13 protein-coding genes and 3 pseudogenes are annotated in these 19,880 nt (G+C 69.8%); 8 read left to right on the forward strand and 8 right to left on the reverse strand.

Annotation, left to right across the window (positions count from 1 at the left end):
* Nucleotides 1-195: 195 nt before the first annotated feature.
* The 5 genes and pseudogenes from rbsD to ACTWP9_RS12560 form a co-directional block, all read right to left on the reverse strand.
* The gene (rbsD, locus tag ACTWP9_RS12540) at nt 196-585 is read right to left on the reverse strand and encodes a D-ribose pyranase (RefSeq protein ID WP_443246150.1); all 390 of its coding nucleotides are present in this window, start codon (nt 583-585) and stop codon (nt 196-198) included.
* Nucleotides 582-1,619, reverse strand: a complete 1,038-nt coding sequence (locus tag ACTWP9_RS12545) for a ribokinase (protein ID WP_443246151.1) — start codon at nt 1,617-1,619, stop codon at nt 582-584. Before ACTWP9_RS12545 ends, rbsD begins: the two co-directional genes overlap by 4 nt.
* 109 nt (nt 1,620-1,728) lie before the next feature.
* Nucleotides 1,729-3,717, reverse strand: a pseudogene (locus ACTWP9_RS12550) (ABC transporter permease/substrate-binding protein).
* On the reverse strand, nt 3,707-5,272 hold the full coding sequence (locus ACTWP9_RS12555; protein ID WP_443246152.1) for a sugar ABC transporter ATP-binding protein: 1,566 nt from the start codon (nt 5,270-5,272) through the stop codon (nt 3,707-3,709). The pseudogene ACTWP9_RS12550 and the gene ACTWP9_RS12555 overlap by 11 nt, the downstream one beginning before the upstream one ends.
* A complete protein-coding gene (locus ACTWP9_RS12560; protein ID WP_443246153.1) occupies nt 5,269-6,276 on the reverse strand; it encodes a LacI family DNA-binding transcriptional regulator in 1,008 nt (335 codons plus the stop codon). The genes ACTWP9_RS12555 and ACTWP9_RS12560 overlap by 4 nt, the downstream gene beginning before the upstream one ends.
* A gap of 269 nt (nt 6,277-6,545) precedes the next feature.
* Between ACTWP9_RS12560 and recD2 the strand changes: the two genes are divergently transcribed.
* Entirely contained in the window at nt 6,546-8,783 is a 2,238-nt protein-coding gene (gene recD2, locus ACTWP9_RS12565) for an SF1B family DNA helicase RecD2 (protein ID WP_443246154.1), read from the forward strand.
* A gap of 163 nt (nt 8,784-8,946) precedes the next feature.
* On the forward strand, nt 8,947-10,263 hold the full coding sequence (locus ACTWP9_RS12570; protein WP_443246155.1) for a citrate synthase: 1,317 nt from the start codon (nt 8,947-8,949) through the stop codon (nt 10,261-10,263).
* Nucleotides 10,264-10,757: 494 nt separating this feature from the next.
* Here the strand turns inward: ACTWP9_RS12570 and ACTWP9_RS12575 are convergent.
* Nucleotides 10,758-10,973: pseudogene (locus ACTWP9_RS12575) on the reverse strand (heavy-metal-associated domain-containing protein); the annotation flags it as partial.
* A gap of 305 nt (nt 10,974-11,278) precedes the next feature.
* Here ACTWP9_RS12575 and ACTWP9_RS12580 point away from each other — a divergent pair.
* Nucleotides 11,279-11,686: pseudogene (locus ACTWP9_RS12580) on the forward strand (DedA family protein); the annotation flags it as partial.
* Nucleotides 11,687-11,929: 243 nt separating this feature from the next.
* Here the strand turns inward: ACTWP9_RS12580 and ACTWP9_RS12585 are convergent.
* Entirely contained in the window at nt 11,930-12,124 is a 195-nt protein-coding gene (locus tag ACTWP9_RS12585; RefSeq protein ID WP_443246156.1) for a helix-turn-helix transcriptional regulator, read from the reverse strand.
* A gap of 181 nt (nt 12,125-12,305) precedes the next feature.
* Entirely contained in the window at nt 12,306-13,250 is a 945-nt protein-coding gene (locus ACTWP9_RS12590; RefSeq protein WP_443246157.1) for a sugar phosphate isomerase/epimerase family protein, read from the reverse strand.
* 185 nt (nt 13,251-13,435) lie between these two features.
* Here ACTWP9_RS12590 and iolC point away from each other — a divergent pair, with 185 nt between their 5' ends.
* The 5 genes from iolC to ACTWP9_RS12615 all read left to right on the forward strand — a co-directional run bounded on the left by iolC (nt 13,436) and on the right by ACTWP9_RS12615 (nt 19,826).
* Nucleotides 13,436-14,443, forward strand: a complete 1,008-nt coding sequence (gene iolC, locus ACTWP9_RS12595) for a 5-dehydro-2-deoxygluconokinase (RefSeq protein ID WP_443246158.1) — start codon at nt 13,436-13,438, stop codon at nt 14,441-14,443.
* A gap of 66 nt (nt 14,444-14,509) precedes the next feature.
* On the forward strand, nt 14,510-15,397 hold the full coding sequence (locus tag ACTWP9_RS12600; protein ID WP_443246159.1) for a Cgl0159 family (beta/alpha)8-fold protein: 888 nt from the start codon (nt 14,510-14,512) through the stop codon (nt 15,395-15,397).
* 15 nt (nt 15,398-15,412) lie between these two features.
* Nucleotides 15,413-16,360 (forward strand): 5-deoxy-glucuronate isomerase, encoded by a 948-nt coding sequence (gene iolB, locus ACTWP9_RS12605; RefSeq protein WP_443246160.1) that lies wholly within the window; start codon nt 15,413-15,415, stop codon nt 16,358-16,360.
* Nucleotides 16,357-18,243, forward strand: coding sequence for a 3D-(3,5/4)-trihydroxycyclohexane-1,2-dione acylhydrolase (decyclizing) (gene iolD, locus ACTWP9_RS12610; protein WP_443246161.1), 1,887 nt, complete (start codon nt 16,357-16,359; stop codon nt 18,241-18,243). The genes iolB and iolD overlap by 4 nt, the downstream gene beginning before the upstream one ends.
* Before the next feature lie 86 nt (nt 18,244-18,329).
* Nucleotides 18,330-19,826 carry a CoA-acylating methylmalonate-semialdehyde dehydrogenase gene (locus tag ACTWP9_RS12615; RefSeq protein WP_443246242.1) on the forward strand — a complete coding sequence of 499 codons (1,497 nt, stop codon included), beginning with the start codon at nt 18,330-18,332 and terminating at the stop codon, nt 19,824-19,826.
* Nucleotides 19,827-19,880: the final 54 nt, after the last annotated feature.

A 19,880-nucleotide genomic window follows, 5' to 3' on the forward strand; every position in this document is an offset into this window, starting at 1 on the left:
CCGAGCTGCCTCAAGGGACGCGAAAAAAGTCACCACTGTTGGGCAACCCTTTCGCTCAATGGTGGGTCAAACCTGTGTCGGCGCTCCCTGGGGGGAAGAAAGCGGGAGCCCGAGGGGGGATACGAAGGGCCCGGTCCACGGACCGGGCCCTTCGAAGCTTTTGCAGCACAGCGGGTTTTCGCAGCACTGCTGCGCTCAGAACGGCACTCCGCAGCGCAGCACGACGTTGGCGTACGGTCTGGCCTCACCGGTACGCACCACCAGTCTGGCCTGCCGGGTCAGCGCCTTCAGATCCTCGTGCGGCACCAGTTCCAGTCCGGGGAAGTGACCGTCCAGCAGCGCGGCGCAATCCGGATTGGCCCGGCCCACCTCTGCTGCGGCGACCGCGCCCTCGACCTCGAGCTCCTCCAGGAGTCCGGTGAGCACCTCGGCGAAGGAGGGCACTCCGGTGCGGAAGGCGAGGTCCACCACTGTCGGCCCCTCCGGGATGGGGAGCCCGACATCGCACACCACGACCAGGTCGGTGTGCCCGAGTTGTGCCAGGGCGCCGCTGAGATGGCGGTTGAGTATCCCGGACTTCTTCATTCGGCTCTCTCCTGGCCGTCGGCCGCTCTCTCCTGCCCGGCGGCTCGGAGCTCCTCCGCGCTGGGGTAGGACTCCTGCGCGCCCGGGCGGGTGACCGCGAGGGCGCCGACGCGTACTGCGTAGCGCACGGCCTCCTCCAGCCCGTCACCGCGGCCCAGCCGCCAGCCGAGCGCACCGGTGAAGGCGTCGCCCGCTCCGGTGGTGTCCACGGCGCGTACCCGCGGACTGGGTACGCGCACCGTGCCGATCCCGTCCGTGGCCTCGGTGCCCACTCCGGGCCCGGCCACCAGCGCACCCTCGGCTCCCAGGGTGACCACGACGCTGCGCGGGCCCAGTGCGAGAAGCGCGGTCGCCCACTCCTCAGGATCGGCACTCAGCGACTGCCCGTCGTCCAACAGCAGCCGCGCTTCGTGCTCGTTGACGACGAGCGGGTCGCACAGGGCCAGTACGTCCTCGGGCAGGCGGGCGGGGGGCGAGGGGTTGAGCACCAGCCGGGCACCGTGCTCCCCGGCCGACCGTGCCGCCGCGGCGACCGTCTCCAGGGGGATCTCCAACTGGAGGGAGACAACGGCAGCAGCCTCGAAGAGGTCCCGTGCCGCCGCCACATCGTCCGGCGTGAGCCGGGCGTTGGCACCGGGGGAGACGACGATGCTGTTGTCACCGGCAGCATCGACGGTGATGAGAGCGACGCCGGTCGGTGCGCCCTTGCCCTCTTCCGCGTCCTGTGCGGCGCCGTCCTTGCCCACCGTGCCGGGGGTGTCGGTCGTACCGACGAGGAGCCCCGCCGACGCGGCGCCCGCCGCACGCTGTGCCTCGGCCAGCATCCGGCCGTACGCGTCGTCGCCGACGCGCGCCAGCAGCGTGGTGCGGGCGCCGAGCCGGGCGGCTGCCGCCGCCTGGTTCGCGCCTTTGCCGCCCGGGTGGATCGCCAGATCCGACCCGAGCACCGTCTCGCCGGGGCCCGGTCGGCGGTCGAGACCGATGACCAGGTCGGCGTTGGCGGAACCTACGACCAGCAGGTCGTATCCGTGCATCCGGGGTGCTCCTTCTCGTCCCGTGCGGGCAGGGCGGCCCACCCGGGTTCCCGCGCGGGCAGCCCTGCCCGCGACGGGTCGTTCAGCCTGTCGTCCGTGCGGCTCCCGGTCAGGAGAACCGGTCGACGTTCTTCTTGGTGACGACCTTCACCGGGACCTTGATCTGCTTGTCGACGGTGGAACCGTCCACGACACGCATGGCGTTGCGTACGGCCATCTTGCCGAGCTCGGCCGGCTGCTGGGCGACGGTCGCGTTGATGGTGCCCTTCTTGATGGCCTTCATCGCGTCCGGAGTGCCGTCGAAGCCGACGATCTTGACGCTCTTGCCGGCCTTGGAGCCGAGCGCCTTGACCGCGCCGAGCGCCATCTCGTCGTTCTCCGCGAAGACCGCGTCGATCTCCGGGTGCGACTGCATCGCGTTGGTGGTCACGTCCAGGCCCTTGGTCCGCTGGAATTCCGCGGGCTGCTTGGTGACGACCTTGATGCCGGGGTACTTCTTGAGGCCCTCGGTGAAGCCCTTGCCACGCTCGCGGGAGGCGGAGGTGCCGGTCTGCCCCTGAAGGTGGAGGACTTCACCCTTGCCGCCGAGCTGGTCGGCGATCTCCTTGGCAGCCTGCTTGCCGCCCGCGACGTTGTCGGAGGCGACCGTTGCCTTCACATCGGCCTTGTTGACGCTGCGGTCGGCGGCGATGACCGGGATGTCCGCATTGTTCGCGGCCTTGACGGAGGGGGCCGCGGCATCGGAGTCGACAGGGTTGATAATGATCGACTTCACCTGCTGCGAGGTGAAGTTCTGCACCTGGTTCGCCTGCTGGGAAGCGTCGTCCGAGGCGTTCTGGACGCTGATTTCCGCGCCCTGCGCCTTGGCCTCCTCCTCGGCGCCCTTCTTCATCTCGACCATGAAGGGCTGGTTGAGCGCGGATATGGCAAAGCCGATCTTGGGCTTGTCCTTACCGCCGCTCGAACCGTTGCCGGAACCGCAGGCCGTTGCCGTCAGTGCGACTGCCGTTGCCACGATGACGACAGACGTGTTCGTTCTCTTGCTCATTGCTGCATTCCTTGCAGTCGGTGGATGAACTACGCGAGCTCCCCCGTCGCGCAAAGATCACGCGCGGCGACGCAGTGTATCGAGGAGCACTGCAAGCGCAATAACTACCCCAATGACCACCTGCTGCCAGAAAGCGGAAACATCGAGAAGGTTGAGCCCATTGCGCAGAACAGCGAGGATAAGCGCGCCGATCAGCGTTCCGGAAGCCTTGCCGACACCTCCCGCAAGACTGGCCCCGCCAATCACGACGGCGGCAATCGCGTCCAGTTCGTAACCATTGGCAGCCGTCGGTTGTGCGGAGGCGAGCCGGGAGGCCAGGACGATTCCGGCGATGGCGGCGAAGGTGCCCACCAGGGTGTAGATCACCAGCTTCTGGCGACGGACCCGGATACCGGACAGGTGCGCGGCTTCCTCGTTGCCGCCGATCGCGTACATCGACCGGCCGCTGTAGGTGCGGTTGAGTATCAGCGCCGCCAGCAGGCCCATCACGATCATCACGATGACCGGCACAGGCAGCCACTCGCCGATCGTCTTGCCGATCCAGGAGAGGGAGTCGGGCAGCAGCACCGGGTTGCCCTCGGAGACGACCTGCGCCAGACCGCGCGCCGCCGAGAGCATCGCCAGGGTCGCGATGAACGGCGGCAGCTTGCCGTAGGAGATCAGCACACCGTTCAACAGCCCGCATGCGGTGCCGGAGAGGATGGCGAGGGCGACGCCCAGATAGACCGGCATGCCCTGAGTTGTGGTGAACCAGCCGAGCATCACCCCGGAGAAGGCCGCCACCGAGCCGACCGACAGGTCGATTCCGCCGGAGACGATGGCGAAGGTGACGCCGAAGGCGAGGATCGCCGTCACGGCCGCCTGCACGCCGACGTTCAGCAGGTTCGTCGTGGTGAAGAAGTCGCCCGACATGATCGCCAGCAGCACGATCAGGACGATGAGCGCACTCAGCGCACCGTTGTCCAGCAGAACGCGGCGTACGAGGTTCGGCGGCCCGCTGCCGCCGGGGCGCTTGTCCAGGCGGTGACCCGGCTGCGTGTCAATGGCCACGGGGAGAATCCTCCATCTCGCTCGTTCCTGGCGCGGAGGTGCCGACGGCCAGGGCCATGACGGCGTCCTGGGTCGCTTCCCGCGCGGTCAGTTCACCGGCGATCCGGCCCTGGGACATCACCAGGATCCGATCGCTCATGCCCAGCACCTCGGGGAGGTCGCTGGAGATCATCAACACCGCGTGGCCGGAGGCCGTCAGCTCGTTGATGAGCTGGTAGATCTCGACCTTGGCGCCCACGTCGATGCCGCGGGTGGGCTCATCGAGGATCAACACGCGGCTGTTGGCGAGCAGCCACTTGCCGATCACGACCTTCTGCTGGTTGCCACCGGAGAGAGTGCGTACGTGCTGGTCGAGTCCGGCCATCCGGACGCCGAGCCGGTCGGCGATCCGGGAGGCCGCCTTGCGCTGCCCGGCGCGGTTGACCAGTCCCGCTGTGCTCGCCTCGCGCAGGGTGACCAGGCCCAGGTTCTCGGAGACCGAGGCGTCCGGCAGCAGGCCCTGCCCCTTGCGGTCCTCGGGGACCAGCCCGAGCCCCGCCGCATGCGAGGCCCACACATCGCCGCCGCGCAGCTGCTTGCCCGCCACCTCGACGCGGCCGGCGTCGTAGCCGTCGGCGCCGAAGACCGCGCGGACCACCTCGGTACGGCCCGCGCCGACCAGCCCGGCGATGCCGACGACCTCACCGGCGCGCACCTCGAAGCTGATGTCCTCGAAGACGCCCTGCTTGCGCAGCCCGGTCACCCGCAGCAGCGGTGCGGCCGAGGCGGCGGCCTGCTGCGCGGCCACGGTCTCGCGGGGGTACTGCTGCTCGATACTGCGGCCCACCATCAGCCGCACCAGCTCCTCCTGCGGAGTGTCGGCCGGGACCTGGCCGACGCTGCGGCCGTCGCGCAGCACGGTGACCCGGTCGCCGATGGCCGGGATCTCCTCCAGGTGGTGGGTGATGAAGACGATGCCCACGCCCTCGGCCCGCAGCCTGCGGACGATGCCGAAGAGGCGGCCGACCTCCTCGGCGGTGAGCACGGCGGTCGGCTCGTCCATGATCAGGACGCGGGTGCGCAGGCTGAGCGCCTTGGCGATCTCGACCATCTGCCGCCCGGCGATGCCCAGTTTGCCGACCGGGGTACGCGGGGGCGCGGTGACGCCGACCCGGTCCAGCAGCACCTGTGCGTCGGCCTCCATCTTCTTGCGGTCCAGCAGACCCAGCCGGCGCGGCTGCCGGCCCAGGAAGATGTTCTCCGCGATGGAAAGATGCGGCACCAGGTTGAACTCCTGGTGGATGGTGGCGATGCCGAGCTTCTCGGCCGCCTCCGCGCCGGAGATGCGCACCGCCTTGCCCTCACGCAGCACCCGCCCCGCGTCCGCGCGGTAGGTACCGGAGAGCACCTTGATCAGTGTGCTCTTGCCGGCGCCGTTCTCGCCCAGCAGGACGTGCACTTCACCGGCGCGCAGGTCGAAGTCGACACCGTCGAGGGCGACCACGCCGGGAAACGTCTTGCGGATGCCCTCCGTGCGCAGCAGTTCCCGTGCCGGGGGCGGGTCTGGGGTGGTCAACGACGCGTCCTTTCGTCTTCGCCGCAGGAGCGGCGCGCTATGAGGTGGGCGGAGAGCGTGACGGAACCGGCGCTCCTGCCCTCCACCAGGTCGGTCAGCGCGGCGACCGCGCGGTGGCCCAGCTCCTGGGTGGGCTGGGCTATGGCGGTGATCGGGGGGTCGGTGTGCAGGAACCAGGGGATGTCGTCGAAGGCGGCCAACGACACGTCGTACGGCACCCGCAGGCCCAGCGTGCGCAGCTGTTCCATGACGCCCAGCGCCATCAGGTTGTCCGTCGCGAAGATGGCGTCGGGCGGTTCGGGCAGTGCGAAGAACTTCTCGGTGGCCCGCCGTCCGCTCGCCGTCTGGAAGTCGCCCTGTCCGATGTAGGCGTCGGGCAGCGGCAGGCCGTGCTCGTGCAGCGCCGAACGGAAGGCGCGGACCCGTTCGTTGCTGGTCGTGCTCGCGACGGGCCCGGTGATGATGGACAGCCTGCGGTGTCCGAGCGCGTACAGATGAGCGACCAGATCGCGGACGGCGGGTCGTCCGTCGGCGCGCACCAGCGGTACGTCCAGGCCCTCGATCCACCGGTCGACGAACACCATGGGGATGCCCAGCAGCGCAGCCTCCCGCAGCGCGACGGAGTCGCCGTCGGCGGGGGAGACGAGCAGCCCGTCGATCCGGCGGTCCAGCAGGGTGCGCACATGGTGGTCCTGGAGCGTGAGCTGCTCGTCGGCGTTGCCGATGATCACGCTGTAGCCGCCCTCGCGGGCCGCGTCCTCGACCGCGCGGGCCAGTTCGGTGAAGAAGGGGTTCAGTACGTCGCTGATGACCAGCCCGAGGGTGCGGGTCTGGTCGGTGCGCAGTGACCGGGCCAGCGTGTTGGGCCGGTAGCTCAGTTCGGAGACGGCGGTCAGCACCCGGGCGCGGGTCTCCTCACGGACTCCGCTGTGGTCGTTGAGGACGCGCGAGACCGTGGCGACGGAGACGCCTGCGCGTGCCGCGACGTCCTTGATGCCTGCCATTGCCGTGCTTTTCCAAGCTGGGGAGAGGGGGGTGGAGTGCCTCCGGACGCAGGGCACTCAGGGGTGCCGCGCTGCGCATGGAAACGATTACATCGGTCATGCAATGTGATGTGCGCATGGTGACGCAAGTTGCAGACGTGGCCGATGCACGATCGTGATGATGCTCGTGCAGACGTAACTGCGGTGGTCACCCGGACACTTCCGGCAGTGAGCCCAGAGTTATCCACAGGGCTGCCGCGATGTCGGCGCTCGAAGCTACGGTCGGTGACATGACGTTCCAGCCTGCCGTGCTCGAAGGGGTACTAGAGCGGATCACTTACGCCAATGAGGACAATGGTTACACAGTTGCGCGAGTCGACACCGGTCGCGGCGGTGGCGAACTGCGCACGGTCGTGGGTGCGTTGCTGGGTGCCCAGGCGGGCGAGTCGCTGCGGATGGAGGGCCGCTGGGGCTCCCACCCGCAGTACGGGCGCCAGTTCCATGTGGACAACTACGTCACGGTGCTGCCGGCCACCATCCAGGGCATCCGCCGCTATCTGGGCTCGGGTCTGGTCAAGGGCGTCGGGCCGCGCATCGCCGACCGGATCGTCAGCCACTTCGGCGTGGACACGCTGGAGGTCATCGAGGCCGATCCGAACAGGCTGATCGAGGTCCCGGGGCTCGGTCCCAAGCGCACAAAACTGATCGCCGCCGCCTGGGAGGAGCAGAAGGCCATCAAGGAGGTGATGGTCTTCCTGCAGGGCGTCGGCGTCTCCACCTCCATCGCCGTGCGCATCTACAAGCAGTACGGCGACGCGTCGATCTCCGTGGTGCGGAGCAACCCCTACCGGCTGGCGGCCGATGTGTGGGGCATCGGGTTCCTGACGGCCGACCGCATCGCCCAGTCCGTCGGCATCCCGCACGACAGCCCCGAGCGGGTCAAGGCGGGCCTGCGGCACGCCCTTTCCCAGTCGTCCGACCAAGGCAACTGCTATCTCCCCGAGGAGCGGCTCATCTCCGAGGCGGTCAAGCTCCTCCAGGTGGACACGGGCCTGGTCATCGACTGCCTCGGCGAGCTGGCGGCGGACGAGGAGGGCGGTGTCGTACGCGAACCGGTGCCCGACCCGGAGGATCCGGAGCGCACCGAGACCGCCGTTTATCTCATCCCCTTCCACCGCGCAGAGGTGGCCCTGGCCGCCCAGCTGAAGCGGCTGCTGCGGACGCCGGAGGACAGGCTGCCGTGGTTCCAGGACGTCGACTGGGACAAGGCGCTCGGCTGGCTGGCCGAGCGTACGGGGGCCCGGCTGGCGCCCGAGCAGGAGGAGGCGGTGCGGCTGGCGCTCACCAGCCGGGTCGCGGTGCTGACGGGCGGGCCCGGTTGCGGCAAGTCGTTCACGGTGCGCTCGGTGGTCGAGTTGGCCCGCGCCAAGCGGGGCCGGGTGGTGCTGGCGGCCCCCACCGGCCGGGCGGCCAAGCGGCTGGCGGAGCTGACCGGAGCCGAGGCGTCCACCGTCCACCGGCTGCTGGAGCTGAAGCCGGGCGGCGACGCGGCCTACGACAGGGAGCGCCCGCTGGAGGCCGACCTGGTGGTGGTGGACGAGGCGTCCATGCTGGATCTGCTGCTCGCCAACAAGCTGATCAAGGCCGTCCCGCCGGGCGCCCATCTGCTGCTGGTCGGGGATGTGGACCAGCTGCCCTCCGTGGGTGCCGGGGAGGTGCTGCGCGATCTGCTGGCCGAGGACGGGCCGGTGCCCGCGGTGCGGCTGCGCCGGGTCTTCCGGCAGGCCCAGCAGTCGGGTGTGGTCACCAATGCTCACCGCATCAACTCCGGCACCCAGCCGCTCACCCAGGGGCTGGAGGATTTCTTCTTCTTCGTCGAGGAGGAGACCGAGGCGGCCGGACAGCTGACCGTCGATGTGGTGGCCCGGCGCATCCCGGCGAAGTTCGGGCTCGACCCGCGGCGCGATGTGCAGGTGCTCGCGCCCATGCACCGCGGCCCGGCCGGCGCGGGCGCGCTCAACGGGCTGCTCCAGCAGGCCGTCACCCCCGCCCGCCCGGGGCTGCCCGAAAAGCGGTTCGGCGGTCGGGTTTTCCGGGTGGGTGACAAGGTCACCCAGATCAGGAACAACTATGAGAAGGGCGCGAACGGCGTCTTCAACGGCACGGTCGGGGTGGTCACCGCGCTGCACCCCGACGACCAGCGGCTCACCGTGCTGACCGACGAGGACGAGGAGGTCGGCTACGACTTCGACGAGTTGGACGAGCTCGCCCACGCCTACGCGGTGACCATCCACCGCTCGCAGGGCAGCGAATACCCGGCGGTAGTGATCCCCGTGACCAAGAGTGCCTGGATGATGCTCCAGCGAAACCTGCTGTACACAGCGGTGACGAGAGCCAAGCGGCTGGTGGTGCTGGTGGGGTCGCGCAGAGCACTTGGACAGGCGGTCCGCACGGTTTCGGCGGGGCGGCGCTGCACGGCGCTCGATCACCGATTGCGCGCCGCACTGCCATCTCGGGAGGCGGGATGAGTGCCAGGGGGTGACCATGACGGCCAAGAGGGTGCAGGATAGCTAGATGGGCGGCACTGCGTGCCACCATGGAGCCCTCTGGCTGACCCCCAGTGCACCGCACGGCGCTGGATAAGGGAGAGTGGAAGAAGTCAGGGCACCTCGAAGAAGAGGCACTACGTCGGTGAGGGATGACGTGAGCGAACACCGCGACAGCGAGAACTCCGTAGTACTCCGCTACGGGGACGGCGAGTACAGCTATCCGGTCGTCGACAGCACGGTGGGCGACCGTGGCTTCGACATCGGCAAGCTGCGTGCCCAGACCGGTCTGGTGACCCTGGACTCGGGATATGGCAACACCGCCGCCTACAAATCCGCCATCACCTACCTCGACGGTGAGCAGGGCATCCTGCGCTACCGCGGCTATCCGATCGAGCAGCTCGCCGAGCGCGGCTCCTTCCTGGAGACCGCGTATCTGCTCATCAACGGCGAGCTGCCCACCGTCGACGAACTGAGCGCGTTCAAGAACGAGATCACGCAGCACACCCTGCTGCACGAGGACGTCAAACGCTTCTACGACGGCTTCCCTCGTGACGCCCACCCGATGGCGATGCTCTCCTCCGTGGTCAGCGCGCTGTCGACCTTCTACCAGGACAGCCACAACCCGTTCGACGAAGAGCAGCGGAACCTGTCGACAATAAGGCTGCTGGCCAAGCTGCCGACGATCGCCGCGTACGCCTACAAGAAGGCGATCGGTCACCCCTTCGTCTACCCGAGCAACGACCTCGGCTATGTGGAGAACTTCCTGCGGATGACCTTCTCGGTCCCGGCGCAGGAGTACGACCTGGACCCGGTCGTGGTCAGCGCTCTCGACAAGCTGCTGATCCTGCATGCGGACCACGAGCAGAACTGTTCGACCTCGACGGTGCGCCTCGTCGGCTCCTCCCAGGCGAACATGTTCGCCTCGATCTCCGCGGGCATCAACGCGCTCTGGGGCCCCCTGCACGGCGGCGCCAACCAGAGCGTGCTGGAGATGCTCCAGGGCATCCAAGCCTCGGGCAGCGACGTCGACAGCTTCATCCGCAAGGTGAAGAACAAGGAAGACGGCGTCAAGCTCATGGGCTTCGGCCACCGCGTCTACAAGAACTTCGACCCCCGGGCGAAGATCATCAAGGCGGCGGCCCACGATGTGCTCTCGGCCCTCGGCAAGAGCGACGAGCTGCTGGACATCGCGCTCCGCCTCGAGGAGCACGCGCTGTCCGACGACTACTTCGTGGAGCGCAAGCTCTACCCGAACGTGGACTTCTACACCGGCCTGATCTACCGCGCGATGGGCTTCCCGACCAGCATGTTCACCGTGCTGTTCGCGCTCGGCCGGCTGCCGGGCTGGATTGCCCAGTGGCACGAGATGATCAAGGAGCCGAACTCGCGCATCGGCCGTCCGCGGCAGATCTACACGGGCGTCGTCCAGCGGGACTACGTCCCCGTCGAGGCTCGCTGACCCTGACGCCCTTTCGGGGTAAATCGGCCGGCGCTTCCGCGTAGGCCGTCGCCCCCGCACCAGCACAAACGGAAGATCCCGGTCCGGGGCGGACCGGGATCTTCCATTTGTGCGGATTGACGACGAGACGTAGGTCACAGAAATTGGGGGGTAACCATAGGTGGGGTTCGTGGGTCTAACCGGGTGGCGTCGGCCTCCCGGCGGAGCCTTCGCCACTGCTTCACGTCCGTCTTGGGGGACGGACGCGAGGTGAAGAAACGGTGAACGTGCACGGGGAGCTTTGAGCGGCCCTCCCGCTCGCACGGACACCCAGGGAGCGCCCGGCCAGGATCCCGTGGGGGGAATCCGTGACCGGGAATCGGAAGCGCCCCGTCGACGGGCCCGTGGGGGGACCTGGCTGGCGGGGCGCTTTTCGCTGGGCGCGGGCCTTTGCCGCTGCGGGGTGACAATGGAGGGGTGGTGCCCCTTCGGCGGCGGGGGGTCGGTCGGCGCCGTCAGGCCCGGCCGAGCAGCTCGTACCCCGCCTCGTCCACGGCATCGCGTACGGCGGCTTCGTCCAGTTCGCCGGAGGAGGTGACGGTGACCTCTCCGGAGTCGGCCACGGCCTTCACTGCCGAGACCCCCTCGATCCGGGAGATCTCCTCGGAGACCGCGCCCTCGCAGTGGCCGCAGGTCATTCCGGAAACCTTGTAGGTGGTAGTGACGGTGCTCATGGCCTACTCCTCAACTCTCGCTGGAACCGCACGAACGGGACCCCGGCGCGGGGTGCTCGGGTGGCGCGCGCGAGGCTAACGTTATACCCCCTCTGGGTATGTGCCAAGCTCTGCTTTCCCCGTCGAACCCGCTGCCCGGCGGCCATTAGGGGTTCGCTCGACCCCGCCCTGAGATGTCCCCGTAATGGTCGGACGGCGGTTGTGCCCCGGGTCTTTCACCTGTCAGCTGAGGCTTACAGGTGAGGCGTCCACGGTGGGCGCACGGTGGAAGGCAGGTGGTCGGCGTGGAGGGCGCGCTGTGGATGACCCTTGCGCTCGTAGGGCTGACGACCCTGCCTCCGCTGGTGCCCAACTCCGCGCTGATCGCGGCGGCGGGGGCGCTGGCGGCCGACGGGCGGCTCCCCCTCCCGCTCGTGCTGGTGACCGTGGCGGGCAGCGCGCTGGCCGGGGATGCGCTGGTGTACTGGCTGGGGCGGCGGACGGGCCCACGGACCCGCAGTTGGCTGTCGGTCGGTCCGCGGCGCAAGGCCGCGCTCGACTGGACGGCCGCGCATGTACGGCGGTACGGGGTGCCGTTCGTGATCGCCGTCCGGTTCCTGCCCAGCGGCCGGGTCGTCGGCGGGCTCGCCACCGGCACGGTGGGCTATTCGGCCCGGCGCTTCCTGCTGGGCTCGGGCATCGCCGAGCTGCTGTGGGCCTGTTACTCGGTGGGGGTCGGCTACTGGGGTGGACGGGCGCTGGCCGGGACACTGTCCGGCGCGCTGATCGGGGCGGGCGCCTCCGCGGTGCTGGCGGGGGCCGCCTGTGCGGTGCAGTGGCTGCTGGGGCGGCGGGCGTTGCGGCGGCCCGGCTCAAAGGCCGCCCCCGACATGCTTACTGGGGCGGCACCCGTGGTGCCGCCCCAGGGGAATGCGGCGGTCGGAGATATCCCGGATGTCATGGCCAGGGCTTCCTCAGCGGCCGCCGCGGTGCCCCGGCCTGCGGGTGACCCACTCGCGGATGGTGTCGGCGAACCAGTAGGGCCTGCCTGCCTCCACCAGGTCGGGCGGCGGTAGCAGGCCATGCTTCCGGTAGGAACGAACGGTGTCCGGTTGGACGCTGATGTGCGCGGCGATTTCCTTGTACGACCAAAGTTTTCGGTCGGCCATCTCTCGCACCTCCCAGGGTGGCTGGTGATCACTCAGCCTGTGCCTGGTGAACGACGGAGAGTGAGCACCGACGGGGGGCCGTACGACGGCTGTGACACCGAACCCGTGAAACGGTGACATTGGTGACGCAGTTGTCGCTCGCAGTTGGCGTACTGCGCCCCACAACTCGCCGTTCGCCGTGCTAGGCCCCGCAGCTCCGCAGGAACCGCCGGGTCCGCTCCGCGATGGGGAGGGGCTGGTCCGGCGGGCACGGGTACATGTCCTGCTCGACGATGGCGAACAGATCGACGCCCAGGTTCTGCGCCGCGGCCAGCACCGGCTCCAAATCCGGTACGCCCCCGGGCGGTTCGCACATCACGCCCTGGCGCACCGCGGGGCCGAAGGGTGTTCCCTCGCGGACGACGTCGGCGAGGATCTCCGGGTCCACCTGTTTGAGGTGCAAATAGTCGATGCGTTCGCCGTACCGTTCGATCAACTCGACGCTGTCGCCGCCGCAGTAGGCGTAATGCCCGGTGTCCAGGCAGAGGTTGACCAGGCCGGAGTCGGTCGCGTCCAGGAAACGGACGACATGTTCCTCGGTGTCGATATGGGTGTCCGCGTGCGGGTGGACGGCGATGCGCAGCCCGTACTTCTCGCCCACCTCGCGCGCCAACCGCTCGGTGCCCTGGGCGAGATGGTGCCACTGCTGCACCGTCAGCTCGGCGGGTTCGATCAGCTCGGCCGTCTTGTCGTCGCGCCAGAAGGAGGGGATGACCACCAGGTGCCCGGCGCCCATCGCGCGGGTGAGCTCGGCGACCTTGGAGACGTGCGCCCAGGTCCCGTCCCAGACGTCCGGTCCCCGGTGCAGCGAGGTGAAGACGGTGCCGGCGGAGACCTTGAGCCCGCGCGCTTCGACCTCGTCGGTGAGGTGCGCCGGGTCGGTCGGCAGGTAGCCGTAAGGGCCCAGCTCGATCCAGCTGTAGCCCGCCTGTGCCACCTCGTCCAGGAAGCGCTGCCAGGGCACCTGCTGTGGGTCGTCGGGAAACCACACGCCCCAGGAGTCGGGCGCGGAGCCGACCCGGATGTGGTCGAGGGAGGGGACGGAGAGAGAGGGGGTGGACGGGGAAGGGGCGGAAGTGCCAGTCATGGCTCAGAGCAAATCCGGTCGGCCCGGCTGGGTCAAGAGTTTGTCAGGACAACGCTTCATACTGCCGAATCCGCTATGCACCTTCAGAGGGGCGACGTCAATATGTAAGGACAAATTATTGACAGTGGCCGTCGGCCCGGCGGACGATGTGCCAGGCACCTGTTCCGGTGAAGAGAGGACGGACCATGGCCGAGCCGCACGACGGGGGCACGCCGCACGAGGTGGTCACCATGGGCCGCATCGGGGTCGACATCTACCCCCTCCAGACCGGCGTACCGCTCCAGCACGTGGAGAGCTTCGGCAAGTTCCTCGGCGGCTCCGCCACCAACGTGGCCGTCGCCGCCTCCCGGCTCGGCCGCTCCACCGCGGTCATCACCCGCACCGGTGACGATCCGTTCGGTGTCTACTGCCATGAGGCGCTGCGCGACTTCGGCGTCGACGACCGGTGGGTGACCAGCGTGGCCGCATACCCGACGCCGGTGACCTTCTGCGAGATCTTCCCGCCCGACGACTTCCCGCTCTACTTCTACCGGCAGCCCAAGGCGCCCGACCTGGAGATCCACTCCGGTGAGCTCGACCGCGCGGGCATCACCGCTGCGCCGATCTTCTGGATGACCGGCACCGGACTGTGCGAGGAGCCCAGCCGCAGTGCCACCCTCGCCGCGCTCGCCATCCGCGCGCCAGGCCGGGACGAGGCGGTCGCCACCGTATTCGACCTGGACTGGCGGCCGATGTTCTGGGGCGCGGGCACCGATGGACAGCGCACGGACGCCGAGGCCGCCGAGGCCGCGCGGCCGTACTACCGGGAAGCCCTCGCCCATGCCACCGTCGCCGTGGGCAACCTGGCCGAGTGCGAGGTCGCCACCGGTACCCGCGAGCCGCACGCCTGCGCCGAGACCCTGCTGGCGGCCGGGGTGGAACTGGCCGTGGTCAAGCAGGGGCCCAAGGGAGTGCTCGCCGTGCACGCCGACGGCACCGTGGCCGAGGTGCCCCCGCACCCGGTGGAGGTCGTCAACGGCCTCGGCGCGGGGGACGCGTTCGGCGGCGCACTGTGCCACGGGCTGCTGTCCGGCTGGGACCTGGAGTACACGATGCGGTACGCCAACGCGGCGGGAGCACTCGTCGCCTCCCGGCTGGCCTGCTCCTCCGCCATGCCGACGGCCGCCGAGGTGGGGGACCTGCTGCGCGGCTGACCCGCGCGCCTGCCGGAGCCCCGCGCCCGTGCCCACCCCCCACAACGCCCCGAAAGAGAGCTCCCTTTGACCCCCAGCAGTGTCAGCATCTCCGAGCTGGCGTCCGTACGGATCCGGCATCCGGAGGCCATCGCCGAGGCGGCGGAGCGGCGTGTGCGCCGGCCGCTGGTGGACGCGAACGAGCGGCTGATGATCGTCGCCGCCGACCATCCGGCGCGCGGCGCACTGGGTGTCGGCAGTGACGAGTTCGCCATGGCCAACCGTGCCGAACTGCTCGAACGGCTGGTCCTCGCGCTGTCCCGGCCCGGCGTCGACGGGGTGCTGGCCACCGCCGACATCCTGGAGGATCTGCTGCTGCTCGGCGCGCTGGAGCGCAAGGTGGTGCTCGGCTCGATGAACCGCGGCGGGCTGGCCGGTGCCTCGTTCGAGCTGGACGACCGCTTCACCGGGCACCGTGCCGAGGACATCGAGCGGATGCGCTTCGACGCGGGCAAGCTGCTGCTGCGGATCGACTACGACGACCCGGGCTCGCTGCGCACGCTGTACTCCGCAGCCCGCGCCGTCGACGACATGGCGGCGCGCGGGCTGCCCGTCTTCGTCGAGCCGTTCCTCAGTGCGAGGGTGGACGGCAAGGTGATCAACGAGCTGAGCGGGCCCACCGTCGCCCGCTCCGTCGCCATAGCCTCCGGGCTGGGCGGCACCTCCGCCTACACCTGGCTCAAGCTGCCGGTCACCGAGGACCCGGACGACATGGCGTGGGTGTGCGAGACCTCCACGCTGCCGGTCGTTCTGCTCGGCGGCGAGGTGCACGGCGACCAGGAGGGCACCTATGAGAAGTGGCGCAAGGCGCTCAGCCTGCCGACCGTGCGCGGGCTGGTCGTCGGGCGCTCCCTGCTCTACCCGGCCGACGGCGACGTCAGCGCGGCCGTGGACACCGCCGTCGGACTGCTCTGAAAGGGGCTGCAGGAGATGAACCGCACCATCACCGACTTCCAGCTGCGCGCGGGCAGCGCCGCAGCGGGCCCGTACGCCCTCGACATCGGTCCCGAGAGCGCGGGCTGGGGCTACTCCTCGCTGCGGGTGCTGGAGCTGGGCCCGGGGGAGTCGCATACGTTCCCGACCGGTGAGAGCGAGTGGATCGTGCTGCCGCTGCGCGGCGGCTGCACCGTCGAGGCCGAGGGGCAGACCCTCCAACTGCACGGCAGGGAGAGCGTCTTCACCGCCGCCAGCGACTTCGCGTACGTACCGCGGGACGCCGATGTGACGCTGGGCAGCGCGGCGGGCGGCCGGTTCGCGCTCACCGGCGCGCGCTGCGAGCGGCGGCTGCCGGTCCGCTACGGCGCCGCCGCTGATGTGCCGGTGGAGCTGCGCGGCAGCGGGCAGTGCTCGCGGCAGGTCAACAACTTCGCCGCCGCACACACCTTCGAGGCCGACCGGCTCATCGCCGTCGAAGTGCTGACCCCGGGCGGAAACTGGTCCTCCTACCCGCCGCACAAACACGATGAGCACCGCGAGGGGGTGGAGAGCGAACTGGAGGAGATCTACTACTACGAGATCGCCCCGCACCACCACCCCGACGGCCGCACCACCGAAGGGCTCGGCTACCAGCGGGTGACCCCCAGCGGCCACGGCCAGGGCACCGATGTGCTGGCCGAGGTGCGCAGCGGCGACGCGGTGCTGATCCCGGACGGCTGGCACGGCCCCTCCATGGCGGCGCCGGGACACGACATGTACTACCTGAACGTGATGGCTGGTCCGGGTCTGGATCGCGCCTGGCTCATCTGCGACCATCCAGACCACGCGTGGATTCGTGGTGCGTGGGCCGAAACGGCTATGGATCCAAGGCTTCCGCTCTACGGGGCGAAGGAATCCGCGGAAGCGCGAGCAGGCACGCGAGAAGAGGAGGGCGAGCGATGACGACCGTCAGACTGACCGTCGCACAGGCCCTCGTACGCTTCCTCGCCGCGCAGTACACCGCACGCGACGGGCAGCGGCACCGGCTCATCGACGCCTGCTGGGGCATCTTCGGGCACGGCAACGTCGCCGGGCTCGGCCAGGCGCTCGTCGAGAGCGGGCAGGGTCCCGGCGCGCCGCTCCCCTTCCACCAGGGCCGCAACGAGCAGGCGATGGTGCACGCGGCCGTCGGCTTCGCCCGCCAGCGCAACCGGCTCTCCGCGCAGGCCGTCACCACCTCCATCGGCCCCGGCGCCACCAACCTGACCACCGGCGCAGCGCTGGCGACCATCAACCGGCTGCCCGTCCTGCTGCTGCCCGGCGACATCTTCGCCGGCCGCATCCCCGACCCGGTGCTCCAGCAGCTGGAAGTGCCGTACGCGGGGGACATCTCCGTCAACGACGCGCTGCGGCCCGTCTCCCGATACTTCGACCGGGTACTGCGGCCTGAAGCGCTGATCCCCGCCGCGCTCCAGGCCATGCGGGTGCTCACCGACCCCGCCGAGACCGGCGCCGTCACCCTGGCGCTGCCGCAGGACGTGCAGACCGAGGCGTACGACTGGCCCGAGGATTTCTTCGCCGAGCGGGTCTGGCGGGTGGCGCGGCCGGTGCCCGAACCGGAGGCGCTGGACCAGGCCGCGGAAGCGGTACGGGCCGCGCGGCGTCCGCTGCTGGTGGCGGGCGGCGGCGTGCACCACAGCGAGGCCGAGGAAGCACTGCGGGCATTCGCCGATGTGACCGGCATCCCGGTGGCCTCCACCCAGGCGGGCAAGGGCTCTCTGTGCCACGACCACCCCTGCGACGTGGGCGGTATCGGCCACACCGGCACCGCCGTGGCCGACGAGCTGGCCCGCAGCGCCGACCTGGTGATCGGCGTCGGCACCCGCTTCACCGACTTCACCACGGCTTCCGGCACCCTCTTCCCGTCCACGGCCCGCTTCCTCAACCTCAACGTCGCGTCCTTCGACGGGCACAAGCTCGGCGCGCTCGCCGTCGTCGCCGACGCGCGGACCGCGCTGGAGGCGCTGACCGGCGCACTGCGCGGGCACCGGGTCTCGCCGGACTACGAGGCCGAGTACGGGCGCGGCAAGCAGGCGTGGGAGCGCACCGTTGCCGAGGCGTTCGCCCCGCACCCGCTGGACGAGAAGGCCCGCCCCTCGCAGACCCAGGTGCTCGGCGCGCTCGACTCCGTCGTCGGGGACGAGGACGTGATCATCAACGCCGCCGGGTCCATGCCCGGCGACCTGCACAAACTGTGGCGCGCCCGCTCCCCGCGGCAGTACCACGTCGAGTACGGCTACTCGTGCATGGGGTACGAGATCCCGGCCGCCATCGGCGTACGGCTGGCGGCCCCGGACCGCCCGGTGTGGGCGCTGGTGGGCGACGGCACGTATCTGATGCTGCCCACCGAGGTCGTCACCGCGGTGCAGGAGGGCGTCAACATCAACGTCGTCCTCGTACAGAACCACGGCTACGCCTCCATCGGCGGGCTGTCCGAGGTGACCGGCGGCGAAGGCTTCGGCACCGCCTACCGGTTCCGCGACGCCGACGGCGGCTACACCGGCGAGGTGCTCCCCGTCGACCTGGCCGCCAACGCCGCCTCGCTCGGCATGGAGGTGCACCGGGCCGCCACCTGTGACCAGCTCCGCGAGGCGCTGGCCGCGGCCCGCGCCTCCGAGCGGCCCAGCTGTGTCTACGTCGAGACCGATCCGGACCCGGACGTTCCGGCGCCCGGGCCGCAGGCGTGGTGGGACGTGGCCGTCGCCGAGACCTCGCAGCGCCCGGCAGCGCGCCGGGCCCGCGAGGAGTACGAGCGGCAACGCGCCCGGCAACGGCGGCACTTGTAAGCCCTCGGTGCCGGCCGCAGTGATTCTCCGCAGCACGTGCAGTGATTCTCCGCAGCATGTCACGTACCAAGAAAGGTCCCGTCCCCATGAAGACCCTCGGCCACTGGATCGGCAACAAGCCGGTGGAGTCCACCTCCGGCAACTTCGGCCCCGTCTACAACCCGGCCACCGGAGCCCAGCCCACCCAGGTCTCCCTCGCCTCGGCCGAGGAGGTGGACGCGGCGGTCGCCGCCGCCAAGGCGGCCTACTCCGAGTGGTCGCAGTCCTCGCTGGCCAAGCGCACCGCGTTCCTGTTCAAGTACCGCGAACTGCTGGACGCGCGGCGGGACGAGATCGCCGAGCTGATCACCGCCGAGCACGGCAAGGTGCACTCCGACGCGCTCGGCGAGGTCGCGCGCGGGATGGAGATCCTGGAGCTGGCCTGCGGCATCCCGGAGAAGCTCAAGGGCGAGCTGTCCACCCAGGTCTCCTCCCGGGTGGATGTCTCCTCCATCCGGCAGGCGGTCGGCGTGGTGGCGGGCATCACCCCGTTCAACTTCCCCGCGATGGTGCCGATGTGGATGTTCCCGCTGGCCGTCGCCTGCGGTAACACCTTCGTCCTCAAGCCGAGTGAGAAGGACCCCTCCGCCTCCTACCGGCTCGCCGAACTCGCCGCCGAGGCGGGGCTGCCGGAGGGCGTCCTCAACGTGGTCAACGGTGACAAGGTGGCCGTCGACCGGCTGCTGGCCCACCCGGATGTGGCAGCCGTCTCCTTCGTCGGCTCCACGCCCATCGCCCGGCACATCCAGGCGGAGGCCACCGCGAACGGCAAGCGGGTGCAGGCGCTGGGCGGCGCCAAGAACCACATGATGGTGCTGCCCGACGCGGATCTCGACCACGCCGCCGACAACGCCATCAACGCCGCGTACGGTTCGGCGGGCGAGCGGTGTATGGCCGTCTCCGTCGTGGTCGCCGTCGGCGGGATCGGCGACGAGCTCGTCGCCAAGATCGCCGAACGGGCCGGCCGGCTGCGGATCGGGCCCGGCGACGACCCGGCCAGCGAGATGGGCCCGCTGATCACGAGGGAGCACCGCGACAAGGTCGCCTCGTATGTGAGCGGCGCCGAGGTGCAGGGTGCCGAGGTCGTGGTCGACGGCACGGGCTTCACGGTGGAAGGGCACGAGGACGGCTTCTTCCTCGGCGTCTCGCTGCTCGACAAGGTCAAGCCGGGCATGGCCGCCTACGACGACGAGATCTTCGGCCCCGTGCTGTGCGTGGTGCGCGCCGAGACGTACGACGAGGGCATCGCGCTGATCAACTCCAGCAAGTGGGGCAACGGCACGGCCATTTTCACCCGGGACGGCGGGGCAGCCCGGCGGTTCCAGCTGGAGGTCGAGGCCGGCATGGTCGGCGTCAACGTGCCGATCCCCGTCCCGGTCGGCTACCACTCCTTCGGCGGCTGGAAGCAGAGTCTCTTCGGCGATCTGCACATCTACGGCAACGACGGCGTGCAGTTCTACACCCGCGGCAAGGTCGTCACCACCCGCTGGCCCGACCCCGCCGAAGCCTCCGGCATCAACCTCGGTTTCCCCAGCAATCACTGAGGCCGCGGAGGCAAAGGTGACGGCCGAAACCGAAACGTTCGGTTTCGATAGGCT

The sequence above is a fragment of the Streptomyces sp. 3N207 genome (assembly GCF_052246355.1).
Taxonomy (GTDB): domain Bacteria; phylum Actinomycetota; class Actinomycetes; order Streptomycetales; family Streptomycetaceae; genus Streptomyces.